General features: G+C 47.0%; 20 protein-coding genes and 1 pseudogene. 11 read left to right on the top strand and 10 right to left on the bottom strand.

The genetic code is table 11. The features are described 5' to 3' along the window. Position 1: 1 nt before the first annotated feature. Entirely contained in the window at positions 2-958 is a 957-nt protein-coding gene (locus HUN05_21945) for a hydrogenase small subunit (protein ID WDP87462.1), read from the bottom strand. Between the two features lie 351 nt (positions 959-1,309). On the opposite strand from HUN05_21945, the gene HUN05_21940 reads away from it, so the two are divergent. Continuing rightward, positions 1,310-1,657, top strand: a complete 348-nt coding sequence (locus HUN05_21940) for a hypothetical protein (protein WDP87461.1) — start codon at positions 1,310-1,312, stop codon at positions 1,655-1,657. Positions 1,658-1,673: 16 nt separating this feature from the next. Here the strand turns inward: HUN05_21940 and HUN05_21935 are convergent, their stop codons facing one another. The 7 genes and pseudogenes from HUN05_21935 to HUN05_21905 form a co-directional block, all read right to left on the bottom strand. Next, positions 1,674-2,375, bottom strand: a complete 702-nt coding sequence (locus HUN05_21935; GenBank protein WDP87460.1) for a response regulator transcription factor — start codon at positions 2,373-2,375, stop codon at positions 1,674-1,676. Continuing rightward, on the bottom strand, positions 2,362-4,020 hold the full coding sequence (locus tag HUN05_21930; GenBank protein ID WDP87459.1) for a HAMP domain-containing histidine kinase: 1,659 nt from the start codon (positions 4,018-4,020) through the stop codon (positions 2,362-2,364). The genes HUN05_21935 and HUN05_21930 overlap by 14 nt, the downstream gene beginning before the upstream one ends. 6 nt (positions 4,021-4,026) lie before the next feature. Next, positions 4,027-5,374 (bottom strand): annotated as a pseudogene (locus HUN05_21925) (VWA domain-containing protein). 159 nt (positions 5,375-5,533) lie between these two features. Then, positions 5,534-5,941 carry a YbgC/FadM family acyl-CoA thioesterase gene (locus tag HUN05_21920; protein ID WDP87458.1) on the bottom strand — a complete coding sequence of 136 codons (408 nt, stop codon included), beginning with the start codon at positions 5,939-5,941 and terminating at the stop codon, positions 5,534-5,536. 425 nt (positions 5,942-6,366) lie between these two features. Next, a complete protein-coding gene (locus tag HUN05_21915) occupies positions 6,367-7,578 on the bottom strand; it encodes an IS256 family transposase (GenBank protein ID WDP87457.1) in 1,212 nt (403 codons plus the stop codon). A gap of 39 nt (positions 7,579-7,617) precedes the next feature. Then, complete coding sequence (locus tag HUN05_21910; GenBank protein ID WDP87456.1) at positions 7,618-8,577, bottom strand: alpha/beta hydrolase; 960 nt, start codon at positions 8,575-8,577, stop codon at positions 7,618-7,620. Between the two features lie 59 nt (positions 8,578-8,636). After that, positions 8,637-9,806, bottom strand: a complete 1,170-nt coding sequence (locus HUN05_21905) for an IS4 family transposase (protein WDP88185.1) — start codon at positions 9,804-9,806, stop codon at positions 8,637-8,639. Between the two features lie 362 nt (positions 9,807-10,168). Here HUN05_21905 and HUN05_21900 point away from each other — a divergent pair, with 362 nt between their 5' ends. The 9 genes from HUN05_21900 (at position 10,169) to HUN05_21860 (ending at position 18,654) form a co-directional block, all read left to right on the top strand. Next, positions 10,169-10,696, top strand: a complete 528-nt coding sequence (locus HUN05_21900; protein ID WDP87455.1) for a Crp/Fnr family transcriptional regulator — start codon at positions 10,169-10,171, stop codon at positions 10,694-10,696. 72 nt (positions 10,697-10,768) lie between these two features. Beyond that, on the top strand, positions 10,769-11,746 hold the full coding sequence (locus HUN05_21895; GenBank protein ID WDP87454.1) for an NAD-dependent epimerase/dehydratase family protein: 978 nt from the start codon (positions 10,769-10,771) through the stop codon (positions 11,744-11,746). A gap of 182 nt (positions 11,747-11,928) precedes the next feature. Continuing rightward, positions 11,929-13,623 (top strand): thiamine pyrophosphate-binding protein, encoded by a 1,695-nt coding sequence (locus tag HUN05_21890; protein WDP87453.1) that lies wholly within the window; start codon positions 11,929-11,931, stop codon positions 13,621-13,623. Between the two features lie 34 nt (positions 13,624-13,657). After that, positions 13,658-13,951 carry a hypothetical protein gene (locus tag HUN05_21885; protein WDP87452.1) on the top strand — a complete coding sequence of 98 codons (294 nt, stop codon included), beginning with the start codon at positions 13,658-13,660 and terminating at the stop codon, positions 13,949-13,951. 30 nt (positions 13,952-13,981) lie between these two features. Beyond that, positions 13,982-14,293, top strand: coding sequence for a hypothetical protein (locus HUN05_21880; GenBank protein ID WDP87451.1), 312 nt, complete (start codon positions 13,982-13,984; stop codon positions 14,291-14,293). After that, positions 14,290-14,814 carry an IS630 family transposase gene (locus tag HUN05_21875; GenBank protein WDP87450.1) on the top strand — a complete coding sequence of 175 codons (525 nt, stop codon included), beginning with the start codon at positions 14,290-14,292 and terminating at the stop codon, positions 14,812-14,814. Before HUN05_21880 ends, HUN05_21875 begins: the two co-directional genes overlap by 4 nt. A gap of 43 nt (positions 14,815-14,857) precedes the next feature. Continuing rightward, a complete protein-coding gene (locus HUN05_21870; GenBank protein WDP87449.1) occupies positions 14,858-15,223 on the top strand; it encodes a hypothetical protein in 366 nt (121 codons plus the stop codon). A 39-nt stretch (positions 15,224-15,262) separates the two neighbouring features. Beyond that, the gene (locus HUN05_21865) at positions 15,263-16,474 is read left to right on the top strand and encodes an IS256 family transposase (GenBank protein WDP87448.1); all 1,212 of its coding nucleotides are present in this window, start codon (positions 15,263-15,265) and stop codon (positions 16,472-16,474) included. A 362-nt stretch (positions 16,475-16,836) separates the two neighbouring features. Next, the gene (locus tag HUN05_21860) at positions 16,837-18,654 is read left to right on the top strand and encodes a PAS domain S-box protein (GenBank protein ID WDP87447.1); all 1,818 of its coding nucleotides are present in this window, start codon (positions 16,837-16,839) and stop codon (positions 18,652-18,654) included. 97 nt (positions 18,655-18,751) lie between these two features. Here HUN05_21860 and HUN05_21855 read toward each other — a convergent pair whose 3' ends face one another. After that, complete coding sequence (locus HUN05_21855; GenBank protein WDP87446.1) at positions 18,752-19,159, bottom strand: metal-dependent transcriptional regulator; 408 nt, start codon at positions 19,157-19,159, stop codon at positions 18,752-18,754. Between the two features lie 204 nt (positions 19,160-19,363). Beyond that, a complete protein-coding gene (gene crcB / locus HUN05_21850) occupies positions 19,364-19,741 on the bottom strand; it encodes a fluoride efflux transporter CrcB (GenBank protein ID WDP87445.1) in 378 nt (125 codons plus the stop codon). Positions 19,742-20,022: 281 nt separating this feature from the next. Here crcB and HUN05_21845 point away from each other — a divergent pair, with 281 nt between their 5' ends. Next, a complete protein-coding gene (locus HUN05_21845) occupies positions 20,023-21,774 on the top strand; it encodes an ATP-binding protein (GenBank protein ID WDP87444.1) in 1,752 nt (583 codons plus the stop codon). The last annotated feature ends 1 nt before the right edge of the window (position 21,775 follow it).

Genomic DNA, 21,775 nt, shown 5'->3' with positions numbered 1-21,775 from the left:
ATTAAGCGGGTTCATAGAAGGGTGAGAACTCATCCGGGAATCCCGGCTGAACGCATCCAATGCAGACCGCGTTGTCAACGCACCAGTTCAGGCCGCCGTTCCATTTTCTCTTGTAACAGTCGGCATAGGTGTCAGGGCCTTTGCAGCCCAGATCCATACGGCATCCATTGGGATCGGAAAGGGTCTTTGACATTTCACCTTCGTCGTACATGGCAAGTCTGGGGCAGTTGTCGTGGATATTTTCACCAAAGAACAGGGTCGGACGTCCGTCATCATCCAGTTCCGGGATACCTTTTTCCAGGAGGTGGAGGATGGAAAGAACGATCCAGTCCGGATGGGAAGGACAGCCGGGTATATTGACAACCGGTGTCTTGATGCTTTCGGCTTTGAAGAAATCCATGACGCCGGTGGCGCCGGTGACGTTTCCTTCAGCAGCCGGAATGCCGCCGTAAGTGGCACAGGTGCCAATCGCCAGAACAGAGCCGGCCATGGGGGCCAGTTCTTTAACCAGGTCGACCATGGAATATTCTTTGTGGTGGTAATCGCCTATAATGCAGTACTTGCCGTCGGCTGCCGTGGGAATGGCACCTTCAACAACAAGGGAAAATCTGCCTTTGTATTCCTTGGCAATGGCAAACAGGTTTTCCATGGCTGTTGCGCCTTCAGCGGCCATAACCGTGGGGTGGTACTGCAGGCTGATAACTTTGAGCAGAACATCGGCAATGGCCGGTTCTACATTGTTCAGCAGGCTGACTGAGCAGCCGGTACATCCCTGTCCCTGAATCCAGAGAACAGGATGGCGTTTAAGGCCAGTTTCCAGGGCCTGAATAAGTGCAGGATTAAAAACCTGGGAAATACCGATTCCGGCGGCTGTTCCAGTAACGGCTTTTAAAAAGCTCCTCCTGGAAACTCCTGATTTTGTCTGTTGCTCTTCCGGCAACACTTGTTCGTCTTTCACGGGCACCTCCTTGATGCTGTTAAAAAATCTTACATCTTTGGTACATTATTCCGCGGCAAAGTATATTTATCGCGGACTCTGCGAGCAATGACGCAGAGTATATTAAAGTGCATGTGGGACTGTCAATGATTTGTATAGAAAAAATGAATTATTTTTCAATTCTCTATTCGGATTGAATATACCGCGTAAAATAAGGGCTTCACCCCCCATAACGGTCTGATTTTTAAGGTATAGGCGAAAAATGAAGGAAATTTTGCCCGGGAAAAGGCAGATTTAAATAATGGGTTGATTTGTTTGGAAAAAGAAGAAAATATGTGTTAATGATCCTGTTATAACATGGGAAAAGAGCAAATGATGACAAAAAATAAAAATACCAGGAATTCCGAATTGCGCAATAAGGTCAGGGAAGCGGCCGCCGAAGGTGCCAGTGTTGAGTTCAAGCCCTCGGAAGATTCCATTGCGTATCTGTTCGGCCTCAAAGACCTGTCTTGTTTCGGCCTTGGTTTTCTTGCCCCCAAAAATTCAACTTTGTTTGCCAGTATTGAAGTGGGGCAGGTCATTTCCCTTAAGTTGTTTAAAGGAAATGTGAGTCCGGATCCAGACCTGCTCAAGGCAAAGATCTGCCATATTTCAGAGCAGCGTCCGGGAACTGATCCCGGCCAGATGGTTGTGGGCCTGTCTATTTTGTCACAGGAATAGCAGACAACACACAGGCTTAGGGTTCAAACCGGTATCCAATGCCGTGGACGGTCTTGATCAGGCAGGGCTTTGCCGGATCTTTTTCTGTTTTTTTTCTGAGCAGGGCAATGTGCTGGTCCAAAGTCCGGGTCGTGCCTGAATATCTGATTCCCCAGATTTGGTTTAAAATAAAATCCCTGTCCAATACCTCCCCGGGGTGATCGGCGAATAGCCGGACAAGCGCAATCTCGCGTTTTGAAAGATCCCGGGAAACATGGGAGCCGGTCAATTTTAATGTTTTGGGATCCACCCGGAATCTGGAAAACGAAAAGGGGGCTTTGGGCCCGTCAGCGCTCTGACCGGTCCTGATTTTTGTCCGGCGGAGCACCGCCTCTATCCTTGCCAAAAGTTCATGAATCCCAAAGGGTTTTGTCAGATAATCATCTGCCCCCAGCTTGAGTCCCACCACCTTGTCGATTTCCTCGCCCTTGGCCGTGAGCATGATAATGGGAACATCTGCATCCTTGCTCCTGATCGTCTGGCAGACGTCATACCCATTTTTTTCGGGCATCATAAGGTCCAAAAGCAGCAGGTCGACATTTTCCTGCTCAAACAGGTCCAGGGCCTTTGCACCGTTTTCTGCCTGGATCACCGCATAATTTTCACTTTCAAGGGTATCCACAAGGCCTGTTCTGATATGAAGATCGTCTTCTGCCACAAGTATTTTAATCTGTTTCATGTAAAGGCATCCTTAGTGTAAAGCAACTTCCCTGTCTTGTCCCGGGGTCAAGAAAAAGGTCGCCCCCAAGATCGTAAACCATCTGCCTGGCAATGCTTAATCCCAGCCCGGAACCTGGATGGGATGCGGTAAGAGAATTATCTATCCTGAAAAATTTTTCAAAAATTTGATCCTGAAACCCCGGTTGAATGCCTGGGCCATCGTCCTGGATTTTAACCAGGATATCCTGATTTTCCCGGGCCAGGATAACTTTTATAAATTGTCCATCCCCCCCGTATTTGAGGGCATTGTCCAATAAGTTGAGCACCACCTGCTCCATGGCGTCCCTGTCGGTATTCACCCGACATTCTCCCGGAATAAACTCTCGGACAAGCGCCAGCCCGGTTGTTTGTATCCTGAGGCTATGGGTCTGGAGCAGTTCTTCAAGAAAAACAGCCATGTCAAATTCACAGGTCTGGTATTTTTTTTGGCCCTGCTCAAGTTTTCCAAAATCCAGTACATTATTGATCAGTCTTGTGAGACGCCCGCTTTCCCCTACAATGACTTCAAGATACCGGTTCTGTTTGTCAGGATCGATTATCCGTTTGGAAAGCAGCAGTTCTCCGTACATGCGGATACTGGTCAACGGGGTTTTAAGTTCATGGGAGACCGATGCCACAAAAGAGGTTTTTTGTCGGGCATCTTTGATTTTTTCAAGGGTGAGCCGGGTGATAAGAATGCCCCCGAACACAATGGCCAGGACCAGGATGCCCACAAGAATCAGGGATAGGATTAAAAAGGACTGGCCTGTACCCAAGACTTTTTTATCTGTAAATACCCCAATGGCCCAGTGGGGGAGCCGCGGGGAAATCATAACCCTGGCCACAGGGGGGTGGTCTGCCTGACCCGGACCTGAATGGTGGATATGGGCGCTGTTGCCGTCCATGAGCACCAATGCCGTGCCCGGCTGGCGGTTTTCGGGAAAATCGGTTACCAGCCTGGACAGGAAGGTCATGAGTTCCAGTTCTATTCCATAGATGGGGCCGGTTTTGTCCTTTTGGGCCCAGCCCAGCAAATAGAGTCTGTTTTCACTGAACCAGGGAATCCAGCCGGACCTTGAATCCCAAGAAGATCCCTTGGGGGCCGACCCGCTTTCGGCTGGTGGTTTGACCTTTTCCCGGGACAGGGCATACAGCCTTTGACGTGAGGATGAGCTGTCTGTGGGTCCTGATTTTTTATCCTCCTCGGATAAACGGTTGAAATCAAAGGAGAGGCGTCCTGAGAGCAACGGGGCAAACCGGTTTTTAAACTCTCTTTCCTCCCCTGTGGCAGCCAGGGCTTTGCCGGGGTATTCTAGGTCTGATTCAAGGTTGAAAATAAAGACGTTCCTGACCAGGGGGTTTTCCTTTTCCCAGGCCAGAAGACCTGTTTCAAGGTCTGAATTTTCCATGGCCAAAAGAGATCTTGTCAGGTTGTTCTGGACGGTTTCCATGGCAAGATCCAGGGCCTGGGCAATGACCCGGGCCTGATCTGTCAGGGCAAGGACGGCATTTTTTTGGATCCGCTCCTGTTCATGGGAGAGCAGGCTGAATGCCGCCGTTGAAAGGATCAGGGCCGGGACAAGCAAAAGAACCCAGAATATAATGATGGAACGCCTGTTTTTCATGGTCTCCTATTTTTGAATCTGCTGGTTTTTCATCTGATACGACTTGGTTCTGAGCAGTTTACGGCTTTTTTTGCTCATGCCCTGCGCCTCAAGTATATCGGCCTGAACTTCAGCTTCCTTGGCCTCTTTGATCAATTCTTTATCCTTGTATTTCCCCCCGTAGGTCTTGAGTTTGGCCGCGGATTTTCTCAGTTCGCGGACTGCCTGGGCAGGTTTTCCCTGATCCGAGAGTTCAATGGCTTTTTCCTGGGACAGGGCATTGAGGTTGAGCTGTAAGTCCCGGACCACCTTTACATTGGTGGAGGCTTCGATTTTATCCGGATCATTGGAAAAATGTGCCCGGACCACTGCCCTGGCGTTTCTTTTTTTCATGGCAAAAGGGTCGTGGTAGACCACATCAGCCTTTGCAATTTTCAGTGAGCTGCCGTTGCGGGATTCGGGCAGGCGGACCTCAACCAGGGCAAATTTTTCCTGGCTCCCGTAAAGCTGGTTCATGGACAATTCAATCGTGTTGCCCTTAATTCGTCCTTGTCTGCCGATAATGTCTACAGGTTCAATGCCCTGGGGCAGGGTAATGGTAATGGTCACCTGTTTTGCCACCACGTTGAGCACATTGCCCAGTTCTGCGGCAAAAATCTGGGGCAGGTCAGGGCCGGTTTCTGCAAAATAGGTATTGCCGTCGCTTTTCTGTGCCAGCTGGGCCATGAGGTCTTCATTATAATCGGTTCCCACCCCAACGGTGGTCACGGAAATATCTTCCTTGAACAGGCCGGCACCCAAGCGCCCAAGGTCCTTGGGCAGCCTGGGGCCGACATTGGCAAGGCCGTCGCTTAAAAGAACCACCCTATGGACATATTCGTTTTCAATAAATTTTCTGATTTCAGCCGCGGCCTGGCTCACCCCTCCGAAAAGGGCGGTGTTTCCCCCGGCCTCTATGTTTTTGATGGTCTGAATAATGGGGGTGACATCTTTGACTTTTTGGGCCGGCACAAGGGTCTGGACCTGGGTGTCATAAGTGACCAGGGAAAAGACATCATCCCTTCCCAGCCGGGATAATGCTTCAATGGCGGCCTGTTTGGCCATCTGGAGTTTGGTCCCGCCCATGGAACCGGACTGGTCCAGGACCAGGGCAATATTGACCCGGTGCCTGGGGGGCATCTAAGGTCACTTTGATCACCACATTCTGGGGATCTCCTGCCGGCAGAATTGACCTGTCAGTTTCCATTCTGCAGACCACGGTATCTTTGGCTGCAACTGCTGTGGGGATCATCCCCGGCATCATCGTGACCAGGAAAAAGGTTATCACTGCCGTGGAAAATATTTTTGCCTTAAGGGGGGCGGTGTCTGGGGTCATGGTTTTTCTCCTTTGTCTTGGGTTCATGGGGTTTGGAAAAAAGGGCAATGCCTGCGCTTTTTTTTTATTCCGATAAAACCATACCCAATTTAAAGAGTTCATATGTCAACCATGGGTAAAAAACCTGTAAAAAAGATGTAAAATTCAGAGCTTTTTGGGTTATGAAGAGATTAAAAATGTTAGTTCCGGAATGGGAATCAGTTTTTTGCCGGGCCCCAGGCAGACCAGTTCGAGACGGCAGGTGACTGCTGGCTTGTCCTTGCCCGGCCGCCAGGCTTCATGGGAAAAAACCACCCTGTAAAGCCCCTCTTTTTCCCAGGACGTCCGTATATCCAGAAGGTCTCCGAAAACAGCCCCGTCATGGTAGTTGAGACTGGTTTTGTACACGGCAAACCCGATTTTTTGTTCATGCCACATCCGGGACAGGGCCGTGACACCGATAATATCTTCCCTGGCCCGCTCAAAAAATTTTAAATAGTTGGCATGGTAGACCACGCCCGAGTGATCTGTGTCCTCGTAGTAGACCTGGGCTGAAAAATGATGAGGGCTTGATTGTTTATCTGTCATGGGTGAATGATGCGCCTTAATGTTATCTTGTTTGGGCCAATGATCTTCCGGGCCAATTCCTTTTGAACAGGGTGGCCCTGAAAATGCCCAATCTTATATTAAAGTGTTAAAAAATTGAATCCTTAACTTGAAGACATTTAAAAAATTAATCTTTTGAGGCGTGAATGATAAAATCAGCGATATCCTGGATGGTCTCATCAGCCTGGGGCAGAATGCCGTCCATGTTTAAAAATCCGTGGATCATCCCTTTGACCGGGAATGTTCAGAATTCTGTGTCACGGTTTCGGTTCCCGGATCTGCCTCAGCGCCAGCGGAAGTAAAAGTCAGGTCCGAGAATGGGCCTTCAATCAGCCACGTCGGAGGAGTTGACTTTTGCTGGAGTGGAGTTCCTGGAACCATCTTTTCCATCTGTAAATAAATCCCTATCAAATTCCCAGCTCTTTATCCAGCCGGCCTTCAAAGAAAATTGCCAACTGGGAAATTGTCAGTGACCAATTTTGAATCGGCATTGTCCATTTTTTACTGGCGTTCTGGATCCCCATGTAAAGCAGCTTTAACAGGCTGTCCTGGTTCGGGAATGATCCCTTTGTTTTGGTCAGTTTTCGAAACTGTCGATGCACAGCCTCAATGGTATTTGTGGTGTATATTATCCGTCGAATCTCTTCTGGATATTTAAAGAAATGACTGAGGCGTTCCCAGTTGTTCCGCCAGGATTTTATCACAATCGGGTATTTGTCATTCCATTTATTTTCCAAGATATCCAGTTCTTCTTCGGCCAGATCCTTATTGACCGCTTTATAAACACGTTTTAGATCTGCCATAAATTCCTTTTTATTTTTGGAACCAACGTATTTCAATGAATTTCGGATCTGGTGGACTACGCAGAGTTGAACTTCTGTGTCCGGGAATATGGTCTCAATGGCCTCGGGAAAACCTTTTAGACCATCAACACAGGCAATCAGGATATCTTTTACCCCTCGGTTTGAAAGGTCTGTTAACACCTGCAGCCAGAAGTTCGCACCCTCATTCTCGGATATGTACAGCCCAAGAACCTCTTTGCGGCCCTCGATATTCACCCCAAGAATTGTGTAAACGGCTTTGCTGCCGACCTTTCCGTTTTCTCGTACTTTATAATGTATGGCATCAAGCCATACGATTGGGTACACATTTTCCAACGGCCTGGCCTGCCATTCTTTGACGGTATGGATGATTTTATCGGTAATGGTGCTCAGAGTGGCATTTGAAATCTCAAGTCCATAGATTTCCTGTAAATGGGAAGCCATATCATTATAACTCATGCCCAGGCCGTAAAGGGCTATTATCTTTCTTTCAATTTCATCGCTGAGCGTTGTCTGATGTTTTTTGACGATCTGTGGAGAGAAGGTTCCGGCCCTGTCACGCGGGGTTTTTAGCTCAAATTTACCATCCAGGGATTTAATGGTCTTTTTGCTTTTTCCATTACGGCGGTTGGCAGAAACTTCCTGCCCGAGATGGGACTCCAACTCTCCTTCAAGAGCAGCTTCAGCAAGATTTTTGATTAATGATGTAAGGACGCCGCCCTTACCTGTGAAGGGTTTACCTTCCTGGATGCCTTTAAGGGCTTTTTGAAAATCAAATTCGGTGTTTTCTTCGGTCATGTCAGTTCTCCTTATTTAGCTGAGTATATCAGCTTTCATTCAACTGACACAGAATTTTGAACGCCCTCTTTTGACCTGGATATGCTTTACATGGATTCCCGCTTTTTGAAGACGGTCGGCATAGGCTTTTCCCTCATCCCTTAATACGTCAAATTCGGCTGTTATCACCATGGCCGGGGCTAGGTTTTTTAACGAGGGTTCTAAAAGCGGGGAGGCTTTGAAATTGATCCGGTCCAGGGGATTTGGAAGATAATACGCCCTGAATTTTTCCATATACCTGTGGGTCAGGTAATAGCCTTGTGCAAAATTCTGGTAGGAGTCTGTATCTAAAATTGACAGATCTGTTGCCGGGTAAATCAATATTTGTCCGGCAATATCAGGGCCTTTGAGATTTCTTGCCTCAATGGCGGCTACAGCTGCCAGGTTGCCGCCGGCACTGTCGCCTGCAAGAAAGATTTTGCTTGGATCCCCGCCCAGATCAATCCCGTTGTCCCAAGTCCATTCCAAGGCGGAATATACATCTTCAACTGCGCCCGGGAACGGGTGCTCGGGCGCCAGTCGATAATCCACAGCAATGACGATGGCATTGGCTTTTTTGGCAATTTTTCTGCAAATATTGTCATGGGAATCCAGGTCTCCCATGACCCATCCCCCGCCATGACAATAGATGACAATGGGCTGTGCCGGTGTTTTCCGGTCATGGTAGAGCCGAATGGAAATGGGGCCCGGGTGTCCCGGAATGGTCATGGGTTTGACTGTTCGGATTTTAACAGGTTCGGCCTTGAGTATTTTAGATGATCTGGCTGAATAGGCCCGGATCTGTTCTGGCGACCGTCCCTCTTCAAACAGATCCACCTGCTTAAAATGAATATATTTGAGCAGGAGCCCCAGTTTTAAATCCAGTCGTTCATGGGGAGTGGCGGCCCATTGGTTGACGAGAATGCCGGCGGACAAGAGGATGATAACCAGGATAAAAAAGATGATCCGAGCAGATTTCATAGCACTCCTTTGCTGAGTTACAAGGTTAAAATAATGTATTATTTTTCAGTGATGTCCGGTTAGGTTTTTGCTTGCTCAATAATTTTTTGATCTTTGACAATATTGTCCCTGTTTGAACTATGAGAGCCCTGCTCCTCGCAGCCAAACAGGTCATTTAGAATGGCGGTTCGCAGCTGCCGAACTCTTTTGATCGTGACCTTTTCATTAAACTGTTTTTGGCAATGGATTGCCAGTAACAGGTAAGTGATAAGGCCGCCAAGAATCTGAACCATAAGGCCGTATTCACTGCGGGCAATGAGATGATATACCTTCAGATGTTCTTTCCACCATTTGAAAAAATCCTCAATGGTCCACCGGAGTTTATAAATTGTTGCTATTTGTTCCGCTGTTAAATCATGCCTGTCAGTTGCCACATAGTATTTGACGCCAGCAATTTTATAGCCAACAACCCGAACAGGCCTTTTCGTCTGGTTTTGATTCGGAGTACCAAGTTTAACCAGTGCATCATAAAAAATGTAGCTGTCGGAAGGGGTCTCGTGGTTATCAATAATTGTTCTTGTTGTCCTGGTTTTTATACGGCAGACAAAATGTTTGCCTTGCTCCTGAAGCAGGTCAAATTCTTTATGGGATTGATATCCACGATCCATAACACCTGTTTGCCCCTTGGAAAGTATTTTGGGAACAAAAGTGCGTTCAGCGCCGTTGCCTTCAGTCAAAAAGATTTTGTTTGGGATTCCGTGATTAATGTCAAATCCGCAATGTACTTTGGCTTTTTTACTTCCTTTTCTGTAGTTCGCCCAGTGCATTGAAAGGACTGCATTTATGAGACTACCGTCAATGGAAACCAACTCTCCTAACTCGGCGTGTTCACCCGGATGACACTCAAGAGCCTGTTTATAAAGATCCTCAAAGATAAATTGCAGTTGTTCGAGTCCCCTGTGATTGATGGCTTCACAGAAACTACTACGGCTGATACCACCGTCTGGCGCAATATTTTCTTTAGCAAAAACATTCTCCTTGAGATCCTGAATTAAATGTCGGGCAGACTTGTGCTCCTGAAGATGGAAATAAACCAAAGCATTTATCTGGTCTTCGAATGTCATTTTTAAAGGGCGGTCTCCTCGAGATTGTAATTCCGGTGCTTTTGAAAGTGACTTTATCAGAGGGCACCTGAAATTGTCAAAGTTCAGGGACCGTAGTTGTTTTTTAGGGACTGAGATGTGCGTCATTTGAGCTCCTTGAGTTAAGTTTTCAAGGCGCACAAAAATTTTTACGCACATTTGTCAACACAAAACCGACTGTTTTTTCAATGATTTTAGATGCTTTTTATATGCAACAACCTAACCGGACACTACTGATTATTTTTACCATATATCATGGGGGTGTCATTAACATATGTTTATGGGGTCCTCCTCATAGATCATAAAAAAAACAGAGGCTTTTCTAAGATCCTGAAATGTACTATACCCAGATAAGAAAAAAATATTAAATCAATTTTTGATCAGGAGACCCTTTGAACAAAGAGGCGACGGCTTTTTTTTTAAGTACATTGGAAACCTACTCTAAAATTCCTCAGCCTGAATGGGAGAAAATGGGTGCCTGCCTCAAACCTCTTCAAATGGATGAGAACGAGTATTTTATTATTCAGGGGGCCAGGCCTGACCGGTTTGCCTTTATTATTTCGGGTATCTTTCGGGTGTTCTGCATCAGTGAAGGCGGGGATGAAAAGACCTTGTCCTTTAGGACAAGGGGGCAGTTTCTTGCCGCATACACCCCTTTTATTGAAAATAAGGAAACCTGGTATTCCATCCAGGCCCTTGAGCAAGGCCAGCTGATTTATCTTTTATTCGAAGATTATATCCGTCTTTTTGCCGGGCATGCCTGTTGGGAAAAAGTGGCCAAGGAATATATGATCAGGCTGTTTATTGAAAAAGAGAATCGGGAAAGATCTTTTTTAACCGAAGATGCAAGAACGCGTTATCTGGGATTCAAAAAACAATATCCCGAGATTGAAAAACGGATCCCCAATTTTTATATTGCCTCATACTTGGGAATTTCCCCTGTCACCTTAAGCCGCATTCGCGGCGAGATAAAAAAACACCAGATTAACATAGGTTAATTACACCCCCCTTTTTTTGCTTTAGGTCTAAGTAAAAACAACACCATTTGAATCTGTCCAAAAGGGGGGATAATGAAAACAGCATTTGTAACCGGTGCCACAGGATTTTTAGGCCTGAATTTAATTGAGTGTCTCCGCAAGGAGAACTGGCTAATTACGGCACTTCACCTGCCCGGGGAGGATTTGAAATACCTTTCCCGGTTTAACCTAAAGGCGGTTTCCGGTAATATTTTGGATTTTGCCGGCCTTGAGGATGCCATGCCTTCCCATCTGGATGCGGTGTTTCATCTGGCCGGAGACACGAGCATGTGGTCTAAACATGATGCCCGTCAGCACAGGATAAATGTGGAGGGCACGGCCAATATGTGCCGGGCGGCAATTGCAAAAAAAGCGGTTCGTTTTATTCATACCTCTTCAAGTTCTGCCTTTGGCTACCATGGTGAGGTGCTCAGCGAGCAGACCGTGTCCAATGCCCTTGAATGCGGGATGAATTATAACAAAACCAAATTTCTTGCCGAGCTTGAAGTGAAAAAGGCGGTTGAATCCGGTTTGTTTGCCGTGATCCTGAACTCCTGCAATATCATCGGCCCATTTGACCCGGGCAATTGGTCACAGCTTATTCAAAACACCTGCCGTCAAAAGCTCCCCGGTTATCCCCCGGGTGTGGGAACCTTTTCCCATGTAAGGGATATTGCCCATGCCCATATTTCGGCCGTTGAAAATGGGGGCAAGGGGGAAAATTATCTTTTGGGCGGTGTTGAGGCCTCTTTTAAGGAGGTGATGCTGGAAATTATAAAGACCACAGGGGTGAATTTGCCCTTAAAAGAGATTTCCAGGTCTAAATTGAAAATGGCCATGTATCTGTCCGGAGCCAAATCATTTTTTACCGGCAAGGAACCCATGCTGACCTATCCTAAGTATAAACGCCTTGTGGGCAGGCTGGTCTGTAACGATGCCAAGGCCAGAAAGGCGCTTGGATTTAAAACCACATCTATTTTTGACATGGTCTCGGACTGCCACCAATGGCTCAGGCAGGAAAACTTAGTCTGATCCAAGCGATACGTTGGATAATAATTGATCAGATTAGCGAAAGCAAAATCGATTCGTGAAATATGCGGGTTAACTATAAATTTTGTCTGGAAAATGAATCTGCGTTTTTTTAACCAGGGAGTTTATACAAAGCAGATCCAACCCGTTCCGGGGGGGAATTAATTGAAAAGGAGTGCAAGAGAATGGATGAAGAAAAGAAAACACACAAGGGCTGGGGATTGATCAAAGAGGCATTTTTAACCGCAGGTGTGGAGTATATTTTCGGTCTGCCCGGGGAGAGTATCAGTCCAATTCAGTATGCCGTGGAAGATACCGCCATAGAGATTATTACAACACGGCATGAACAGGCCTCAGCCTTTATGGCCGAAGCCTATGCCCGGATGACCGGAAAACCCGGAGTTGTCCTGGTCACCTTTGGGCCGGGGTTTACCAACACCCTTTCCGCCATGGTCAATGCCCAGTTGACAAACGCCCCCATGGTATTGATTGCAGGGGCCCATGGGACCAAATCACAGGATCGTCTCGGGCTTCAGGACATGCGCCAACGCCCCATCATTGAGTCCATCGTAAAAAAGACATTGGTCTGTCGTAAGCCGGAAAGAATTTTTGAATATGTTGACATGGCCTTCCGTTTTGCCACCCAGGGCCGGCCCGGTCCTGTTTTTTTGGAATTGCCCATAGATGTCCTGGATGGAGATGTTGACCTTGACAAGGTGAACAAGGTCAGCACAAAGACCCTGTCCAGGCCAGTGGATAAAAATGATGCACGAAAAATGGTGGAGATGATCCAGGCGGCCCAACAGCCTGTCATCCTTGCCGGCAGCGGGGCCTATTATTCAGGGGCCGGTGATGAACTGGTCGAATTTGTAGAGCAGACAGGGATTCCGGCCTTTACCCTGAAAATGGGCCGCGGGCTCATACCCGACACCCATCCCCTGTGTTTCGGCTCCTCCATACCCACCCTTCCCGGATGTGCCGGCATGGCCACAACTCAGGCTGACCTGGTCATTCTCCTAGGGAATAGGCTTTGTCTGTATAACGTGTTTGGCGCCTTTTACAATCCAGATGCAAAAATTATCCAGGTGGACATTGAACCCGAAGAGATCGGCAGGAACAAATCCATTGATCTGCCGGTTTTTGCAGATGTCAAAGCCCTGCTCGAAGAATGCATCCAAATTGTCAACGCAGCAGGTCTTGATTTAAGACTCTGTTTTTCCGGGTGGACTCAGAGGCTGACAGCCACAGACCAGGAGATGAAATCAGAGGCACAAAAAGAAATGATCAAAGATTCCAGCCTTATCAATTCGGGAGTTCTGGCTGACAAGGTCAACGATTTCATGGACCGGGAAGATGATATTATTGTTGCTGACGGCGGTGATGCCCAGACCTGGGTTGCCGGGGCAAGGATTTGTAAAAGCCCGATGAATATTATTGACTCGTCCCTGTACGGATGCCTGGGGGTCGGGCTGCCCTACGGGAATGCCGCCAAGCTGATCAACCCCCGGCGACGGGTTCTGGTTTACACCGGGGACGGGTCAATGGGGTTCAACTTTATGGAGATTGAAACCTCGATCAGAAAAGGGCTGCCCCTGGTTGTGGTGATTGACAACAACCAGAAATGGGGAATGACCTCCAATTCCATGCAGATGAAATTTGAACATCATATCCCCGGTACTGTGGAGATCGGAAATCCCCCTTATCACAAAGCCGTTGAGGCTTTGGGCGGCAAGGGGATTTTAGTTGAAAGGGTCGAAGATATTCTTCCGGCACTTGAGACCGCCTTTGCCTCAGCAATGACCACCTGTATCAACGTGATGACCGATCCCGATGTGATCGGTCCGGGATCAAAGGCCTTGGCCATGGCAGAGATGCTTTGATTTTTTTAACTTATTAAAATAAGGACAAAGCCCTATGGACTCTTCCATCATGACCAGGATCATCATTCCCCTTGCCATTGCCTTTATCATGTTTGGGATGGGGCTTTGTCTGACACCCCATGATTTTAAACGGATATTGTGTCATCCAAAGGCCATCCTGACCGGGATTCTTCTTCAGATCGTGGGGCTGCCGGTGCTGGGGTTTGTTTTTGTCCGGGTGGCCGGGTTAGATTCTGTGCCGGCCACCTCGGTCATGATCCTTTCCGCCTGTCCGGGAGGGGCGATCACCAACCTGGTTTCCTTTATAGCAGAGCAAACAATTACTTGAACAAGGATTTATACAACTTATATTTTCCCCATGAGATATTCATCAGATTTACGCAAACGCGTTATAGATTTTGTAGAAAATGGAGGAAGCAAGACGGAAGCTGCCAGTCAGTTTAATGTATCCCGTGGAAGTGTTCACAACTGGACGTCTGCCGAAGATGGTTTGTCATACAAGAAACCCGGTCCAAAAGGACCACGAAGTTTGGATCTGGAAGCTTTGCGCCTCCATGTGGAGACAAATGATGACATGACACAATCGGAAAGGGCGCAGCATTTCGGAGTATCCCGTGCCTGTATCTGGTATAATATGAAACAACTCGGAATCACTCGAAAAAAAAGATGACGGGATACAGGGAGCGAAGCGACAGCAAAAGAAAGGCATATCTTCGTCTTCGTGAACGTTATGTACGTCGTTGCAAAACGTTTGTTTATGTTGATGAAAGCGGCTTTTCGCCTTATACAACCCGTCGCTATGGATATGCTCTCAAAGGGCAGCGTGTTCATGGTTTGATTGCAGGAACAAAGCACCCTCGAACGTCTTTGATTGCTGCCCGCATCGAATATAGTTTTGAAGAACCATTTTTGTTTCAGGGAACATGCAATGCGGATATCTTTAATGCTTGGATCGAACACCAGTTGAGTCCACATCTGAACGATAATCATGTCGTTGTGATGGATAACGCATCCTTCCACAAGGGCGAAGAAACCAAATATTTGATCGAAAGAACTGGTGCAGCTCTTTTGTTTTTGCCCCCGTATTCACCGGATCTCAATCCGATTGAACACGATTTTGCGGCCCTAAAAACCATCCGTGAATACAATGAAAACGAAACGATTGATGAAATTATCAGGATGTATAAATAATTATCGGCATTGCTATATCTGCAAAGGAGATCCTGCCCTGTCTGTGAGTTTAACGGCAATGAACAGCCTGATCACGGTGGTCACAATTCCGGTGCTTGTCCCTTTTTTCCTTCATTATTTTATGGGAGAAACCGTGGCCGCTCAGGTCAATGCCCTAAATCTTTCACTGGGGATTGTCATGATCACCATTCCGCCTATGGCAGCGGGAATGGCCGTTAAAAAACAAGCCCCTCGGGTGGCAAAAAATTCAGAAAGCGCCGTCAGAAAGGGGACCCTTGTTTTTCTTGTGTTCCTGGCCTCTTTTGCCTTTTACAATGAACGCCAGCTATTTGTGACCCACTATGAGGCCTTTTTTCTAATTGCAGTCTGTCTGTGTTTTCAAGGGCGTTCAAAATTCTGTGTCAGTTGAATGAAAGCTGATATACTCAGCTAAATAAGGAGAACTGACATGACCGAAGAAAACACCGAATTTGATTTTCAAAAAGCCCTTAAAGGCATCCAGGAAGGTAAACCCTTCACAGGTAAGGGCGGCGTCCTTACATCATTAATCAAAAATCTTGCTGAAGCTGCTCTTGAAGGAGAGTTGGAGTCCCATCTCGGGCAGGAAGTTTCTGCCAACCGCCGTAATGGAAAAAGCAAAAAGACCATTAAATCCCTGGATGGTAAATTTGAGCTAAAAACCCCGCGTGACAGGGCCGGAACCTTCTCTCCACAGATCGTCAAAAAACATCAGACAACGCTCAGCGATGAAATTGAAAGAAAGATAATAGCCCTTTACGGCCTGGGCATGAGTTATAATGATATGGCTTCCCATTTACAGGAAATCTATGGACTTGAGATTTCAAATGCCACTCTGAGCACCATTACCGATAAAATCATCCATACCGTCAAAGAATGGCAGGCCAGGCCGTTGGAAAATGTGTACCCAATCGTATGGCTTGATGCCATACATTATAAAGTACGAGAAAACGGAAAGGTCGGCAGCAAGGCCGTTTACACAATTCTTGGGGTGAATATCGAGGGCCGCAAAGAGGTTCTTGGGCTGTACATATCCGAGAATGAGGGTGCGAACTTCTGGCTGCAGGTGTTAACAGACCTTTCAAACCGAGGGGTAAAAGATATCCTGATTGCCTGTGTTGATGGTCTAAAAGGTTTTCCCGAGGCCATTGAGACCATATTCCCGGACACAGAAGTTCAACTCTGCGTAGTCCACCAGATCCGAAATTCATTGAAATACGTTGGTTCCAAAAATAAAAAGGAATTTATGGCAGATCTAAAACGTGTTTATAAAGCGGTCAATAAGGATCTGGCCGAAGAAGAACTGGATATCTTGGAAAATAAATGGAATGACAAATACCCGATTGTGATAAAATCCTGGCGGAACAACTGGGAACGCCTCAGTCATTTCTTTAAATATCCAGAAGAGATTCGACGGATAATATACACCACAAATACCATTGAGGCTGTGCATCGACAGTTTCGAAAACTGACCAAAACAAAGGGATCATTCCCGAACCAGGACAGCCTGTTAAAGCTGCTTTACATGGGGATCCAGAACGCCAGTAAAAAATGGACAATACCGATTCAAAATTGGTCACTGACAATTTCCCAGTTGGCAATTTTCTTTGAAGGCCGGCTGGATAAAGAGCTGGGAATTTGATAGGGATTTATTTACAGATGGAAAAGATGGTTCCAGGAACTCCACTCCAGCAAAAGTCAACTCCTCCGACGTGGCTGATTGAAGGCCCATTCTCGGACCTGACTTTTACTTCCGCTGGCGCTGAGGCAGATCCGGGAACCGAAACCGTGACACAGAATTCTGAACATTCCCGTGTTTTCAGCCTTTTATTTGGTCGTTGAATATTTTGTGGCCGCCATACTCATGATCGGGGCGAACACATCTTTGGTCAAAGATTTTTTAAATGGGAAGCCGCCGGCCACATAAAATCCCTCTGCCTTGACAATACTCCGGCGGACAGGATACAAAATGAGCATTGGTTTCATTTCTTTATGGAGGTTGTCATGACCGACCACACCCCGAAAATTTTGGATGCCCTGGATGCCTTTGAAGAGGGTATTTATATCATTAATGAAGATTATACCGTGGAGTACATGAATAAATTCATGACCACCTATTTTGGCCAGGGGGTGGGGAAAAAATGTTTCCAGGTATTGACCGGCTCTGACCGTCCCTGCGCCTGGTGCAAGCACCATGAAGTATTTGAAAAAAATGAAATCTGCCGGGGTGAAGTGTATGTCCCGTCTGTGGAAAGAACCTTTGATGTGACCGAACTGCCGGTGAGCAACAAGGACGGTACCCGGTCCATGCTCTCCATTTATCGCGATATCTCTGATCAGGTGGCCCAGAAGGCCAAGCTCAAGTCTTCAATGGAAAGTTATCAGCGCTTGTTCACCCATGTGGGCTGCGGGGTGTTTATCTCTTCAAAAGAGGGGCGGTTTTTGGATGTTAATCCAGCCCTGCTCAAGATACTGGGATACCAGAATAAGGACGAGTTTTTATCCCTGGATCTGGCCACGGATGTTTATCTTCGGCCAGAAGACCGCCGTAAGTATCAGCGGATTATTGAAAAAAAAGGTCAGGTGGTGGATTATGAGGTCAAATGGAGACGGCGGGACGGTCATATCCTTCATATTCTGCTCACCTCCAATGTGAGATACGGGGACAGAGGAAAGGTGCTGGGGTATGAGGGGGTGGTGGTGGATCAGACCCAGCGCAAGATCATTGAAAACCAGATCAAAGAAGCCCATGATTTTCTGGATAAAATTATTTTTTGTTCCCCCAATGCCATCATAACCATGGAGATGGCCGGGGGAATAAAACTCTGGAACAAAGGGGCGCAGGAGATCTTTGGGCCGGCAGCCTCCACGGTGGTGGGCCAGATGAATATCAAGGATATATTCGGCTGGGAGGTGACTCAAAATATTCTGGAAATGATGCGGGATACAGGGTATGGCGGCAAGGGAAGGCTCAACTCTTTTTCCCTGACCTTTACCCGGGAGGACGGGGGCCTGGTGGAAGGCAATCTCTCTGCCAGTATTCTTTATGACGAAGACAAAAAAGAATTGGCCTGGGTTGCTATTTTTGTGGACCTTAAAGAACGCCTCAAAACAGAAAGAGAGCTGTCCGAAGCCCGCCAGCACCTGCTTCAGTCCGAAAAACTGGCTGCCATGGGACGGCTGACCTCACAGATTGCCCATGAACTCAACAATCCATTGTTCGGAATAATGAATACCCTGGAATTGATGAAAACCGAAATCTCTCCTTCGAACAAGCGGCGCAAGCTTTTGGATATGTCTTTGTCAGAGACCATGCGCCTTGCCGATATGCTCAAAAAAATGCTTTCATTTTCAAAGCCGGACCAGGATATCCGGATGCCCCTTGATGTTCATTCGGTTCTGGATGAACTGCTTTTGCTCTATGATAAACGGTTCAGGGAAAATTCAGTGAAGCTGGTCCTGAATCTTATGGAGGCCGGGGTCAGGATCATGGCCTCAAAAGATCAGCTCCGCCAGGTTTTTATCAATCTTTTTTCCAATGCCATGTATGCCATGCCCGACGGGGGGGAATTGAAAATCAGCACGGCAGCCACCTCGTCTACCCTGAAAATTTCAGTGGAAGATACCGGTACCGGCATCCACCCTGAACACATTGCCCGGGTGTTTGATTCTTTTTTTACCACCAAAAATGAGAGTGTTCAGGGCGTCGGCTTAGGCCTTTCTGTCTGTTACGGGTTTATCAAAGACCATGGAGGGGATATCAAGGTGGTCTCAAGACAGGGGGAATGGACCCGGTTTGATATTTCTCTTCCCCTGCTTTAGGTCGAAAAGATAGTTGCAAATAAGGGGAAGGGCGGGTTAAACCATTCTTTGAATTAAAGATTTACCCGATAAAAAAGCGATTTTTGGGCCCTAAAAATTAGTCCTGTTCACGATGGGGACAGGTATCCAGTCGTTTAACAAAGGCCTTGAATTTGCTGAAGGTCTCTTCGTTCATTGCGTGTTCCATCTGGCAGGCGGTTTTGTCAGCCGTTTTTTTATCCACTTCAAGAATTCGAAACAGAAAATCTTTTAAAAAAAGATGGCGGCTTTCCACGGCCTTGGCGATTTTTTCCCCTTTGGGGGTCAAGGTTACATAGCCATAGGGCTCATAATTGATCAGCGCCTGTTTGGCCAGTTTTTTCAGCATTCCGGTTACAGAGCCGCGTTTGATATCCAGTTTTTCGGCAATATCCTTTGAGCGGGCAACTGTTTTGGTTTTCTGGAGTTCCAGAATGGTTTCAAGATAGTCTTCTAATGCTTCACTCAGTTTGTCCTGGGGTCCCATAGCGTGTCTCCGTTAATGTAAGTATACTCATGGATATAATGATGAACTGGTTAAGTCAAAGCTATTTTATCAAAAAATATCAATTTTTTTTAAACGTTTGAATAAAGTTAGAGCTTCAGAATATGATTTGGCCTGCCAGTGTATTGCCCGGAGAGTAGCACCGGTCAAGGGTGTCAGGGTTTGGCCAATCCTTTGATAGATGTTTTATACAAGTTTGGCCAGGGTGAATCCGGCCCATACCCCTAAGATCCCCAGGGTCAGCTGTAAGGCCGCGTTGATCGCGGCCATTTCTGCCTGTCCGTTGCGGATGAAAAAGAAACTTTCATATCCAAAGGTGGAAAAGGTGGTAAAGCCTCCGAGAAACCCCACAAAGATCAGGGCACGAAGTTCGGGGCTGAACAGGTCCCGGGTTTCGGCAATCCCGTCCAAAAAGCCTATCAAAAAACAGCCCAGTATATTCACAATCAAGGTGCCTAAAGGGAGCCAGGCCTCTTTGACCATGATCAGACAGGTTTCATATACCATATACCGGCAGATCGCTCCCAAGGCACCGCCCAATCCCACCATTGCTATTTTAATCATACGCGTTTGTTCCGGTTTAATCTAACCCATATTCCAAGCCATTAATAGAGGATAATTTAAGGGAATGCCACTCTTTTTTAGGGTCCAATCCTTTTACAAACTGGAAAAAGAATTGACAGGCCAAAGGTGATTTAAAGAAATCAATCCCATGGGGGGTGAAAAAAATTTGCATTATTTTCAAATGGTTATCATGGTTTTTTGTCTTGTTGGCCTCTATAGGCATCATAGTTGCTCAACCCTGATAATAAAAATAATAACCCTATTGTCAGGATTTAAAAACGATGGAAACACGATCCGAGAAATTAAACGCCAGCAGAACAAAGCTTAAACGCGGGATTCTTGTGAATATGATTCTTATTCCCATGGTTCCTTTTTTCCTTGTCATGTCCATTAGTTTTTATTTTTTCTCCTCTGCCCTGGAAACCGGTACCCAGGGGAATTTGACCCGAATCTTAAGTGATCAATGCCAGATGATCGAGTCCTTTCTCATTGAAAGAAAGGCTGATCTTGCCCTGATCACAAGAACCTTTTCCTTTGACCAGATCTGTGCAGACCAGGCCATCAATGCCATTTATAAAAATTTGGAAAAACGGTCTGCCGCGTTTGTGGATTTAGGTTTGTTTGATGAACAAGGGATTCATCTGAGGTATTCCGGGGATTATGCCCTTGCGGGAAAATCCTATGCCCGGGAGGATTGGTTTAAAAAGACCATGGCAAGGGGGTATTATATTTCTGATATCTTTTTGGGGTATCGGAATACCCCCCATTTTGTGGTGGCGGTCCGCAGGTCTGAACAGAACAGAACCTGGGTGCTCAGAGCCACCATTGACACCCTGTTTTTTGATACCCTGGTATCAGGGGTGCGGGTGGGCAAGACCGGTGAAGCCTATATCCTGAACCGTGAGGGTCAGGCACAGACGGCACGCAGGTCCGGGGATATCGCTCTTTTGGAACAAGATCCTGCCTTTGAATGGTTTGGTTATCTTTTTAACAGTCGGCAGGCATCTTTCTGTATTTCCCCCAAGGGCCAGCCCTTTCTTTATGCCGTGACCCGGCTCAGGGACAAATCCTGGCTTTTGGTGGTTCGCCAGGAAAAACAGGATGCCTACCGGGCATTGTATTCTGCGGCCATTATCTGCCTGATTATCATGGTCTGTGGCCTGGCTGTCCTTGTAGTGGCAGCTGTATTCACATCTGAACGGATCGTCCGTCAGATTGAGCGGCTGGACGGTGAAAAAGAGCAGTTGGGCAGTCAGTTGATCCGGGCCGTTCAATTGGCCGAGATCGGCGAGATGGTTGCAGGCTTTGCCCATGAGATCAATAATCCCCTGCAGATTATCAAGAGCGAATATGCCCTGTTAAAACTTTTGGTTGAAGATCTTCTGGACAAGGGGTCTCCTGCATTGGCAAAGGCCCTGGCCAGTGATCCAAAAAATCAGGAGACCACGGCAGGCATTCATGAGGGATTGGACCAGATTCATCGTCAGGTGGAACGGTGCCATAAAATTACCTCTGCCATTTTAAAGTTCGGCAGGAAAAATGAAATCCAACAGATTGAGCTGGATCCCCAAAAAGTGATTCCCGACATCATGGCTCTGGTTGAAAACAAGGCCAGGGTAAACGGTGTTGAGTTGATCACCCGGATTCCTGGGGATGCGCCATGGTTCATGGGGGATCTTTCCCGGTTTCAGCAGGTGGTGCTCAATTTGTTGAACAATGCCATGGATGCCGTGATGGAGCGTCATGGATCCCGGGGAGGGGTTATCGAGGTGTTTGTGGATCACACCCCTGACCAGGTTGATATCTGCGTCAAGGACAATGGCTGCGGTATAAAACCTGAGCATATGACCCGGCTTTTTTCCCCGTTTTTTACCACCAAGGCTGTGGGGCGGGGCACCGGCCTTGGGCTTTCAGTCTGCTACGGCATTATTGAAAGTTTTGGCGGAACAATGACTGTGGAAAGTCATCAGGGAGAAGGCACCGTATTTGTCATCTGCCTGCCGGCCAAGCAAAAAAAAGAAAGTTTACCTTGAA

It is taken from the genome of Desulfobacter sp., from assembly GCA_028768545.1.
Taxonomy (GTDB): Bacteria; Desulfobacterota; Desulfobacteria; order Desulfobacterales; family Desulfobacteraceae; genus Desulfobacter.
Note: the sequence above shows the minus strand (reverse complement) of the source record. Positions and strands in the feature narration are given on the sequence as shown.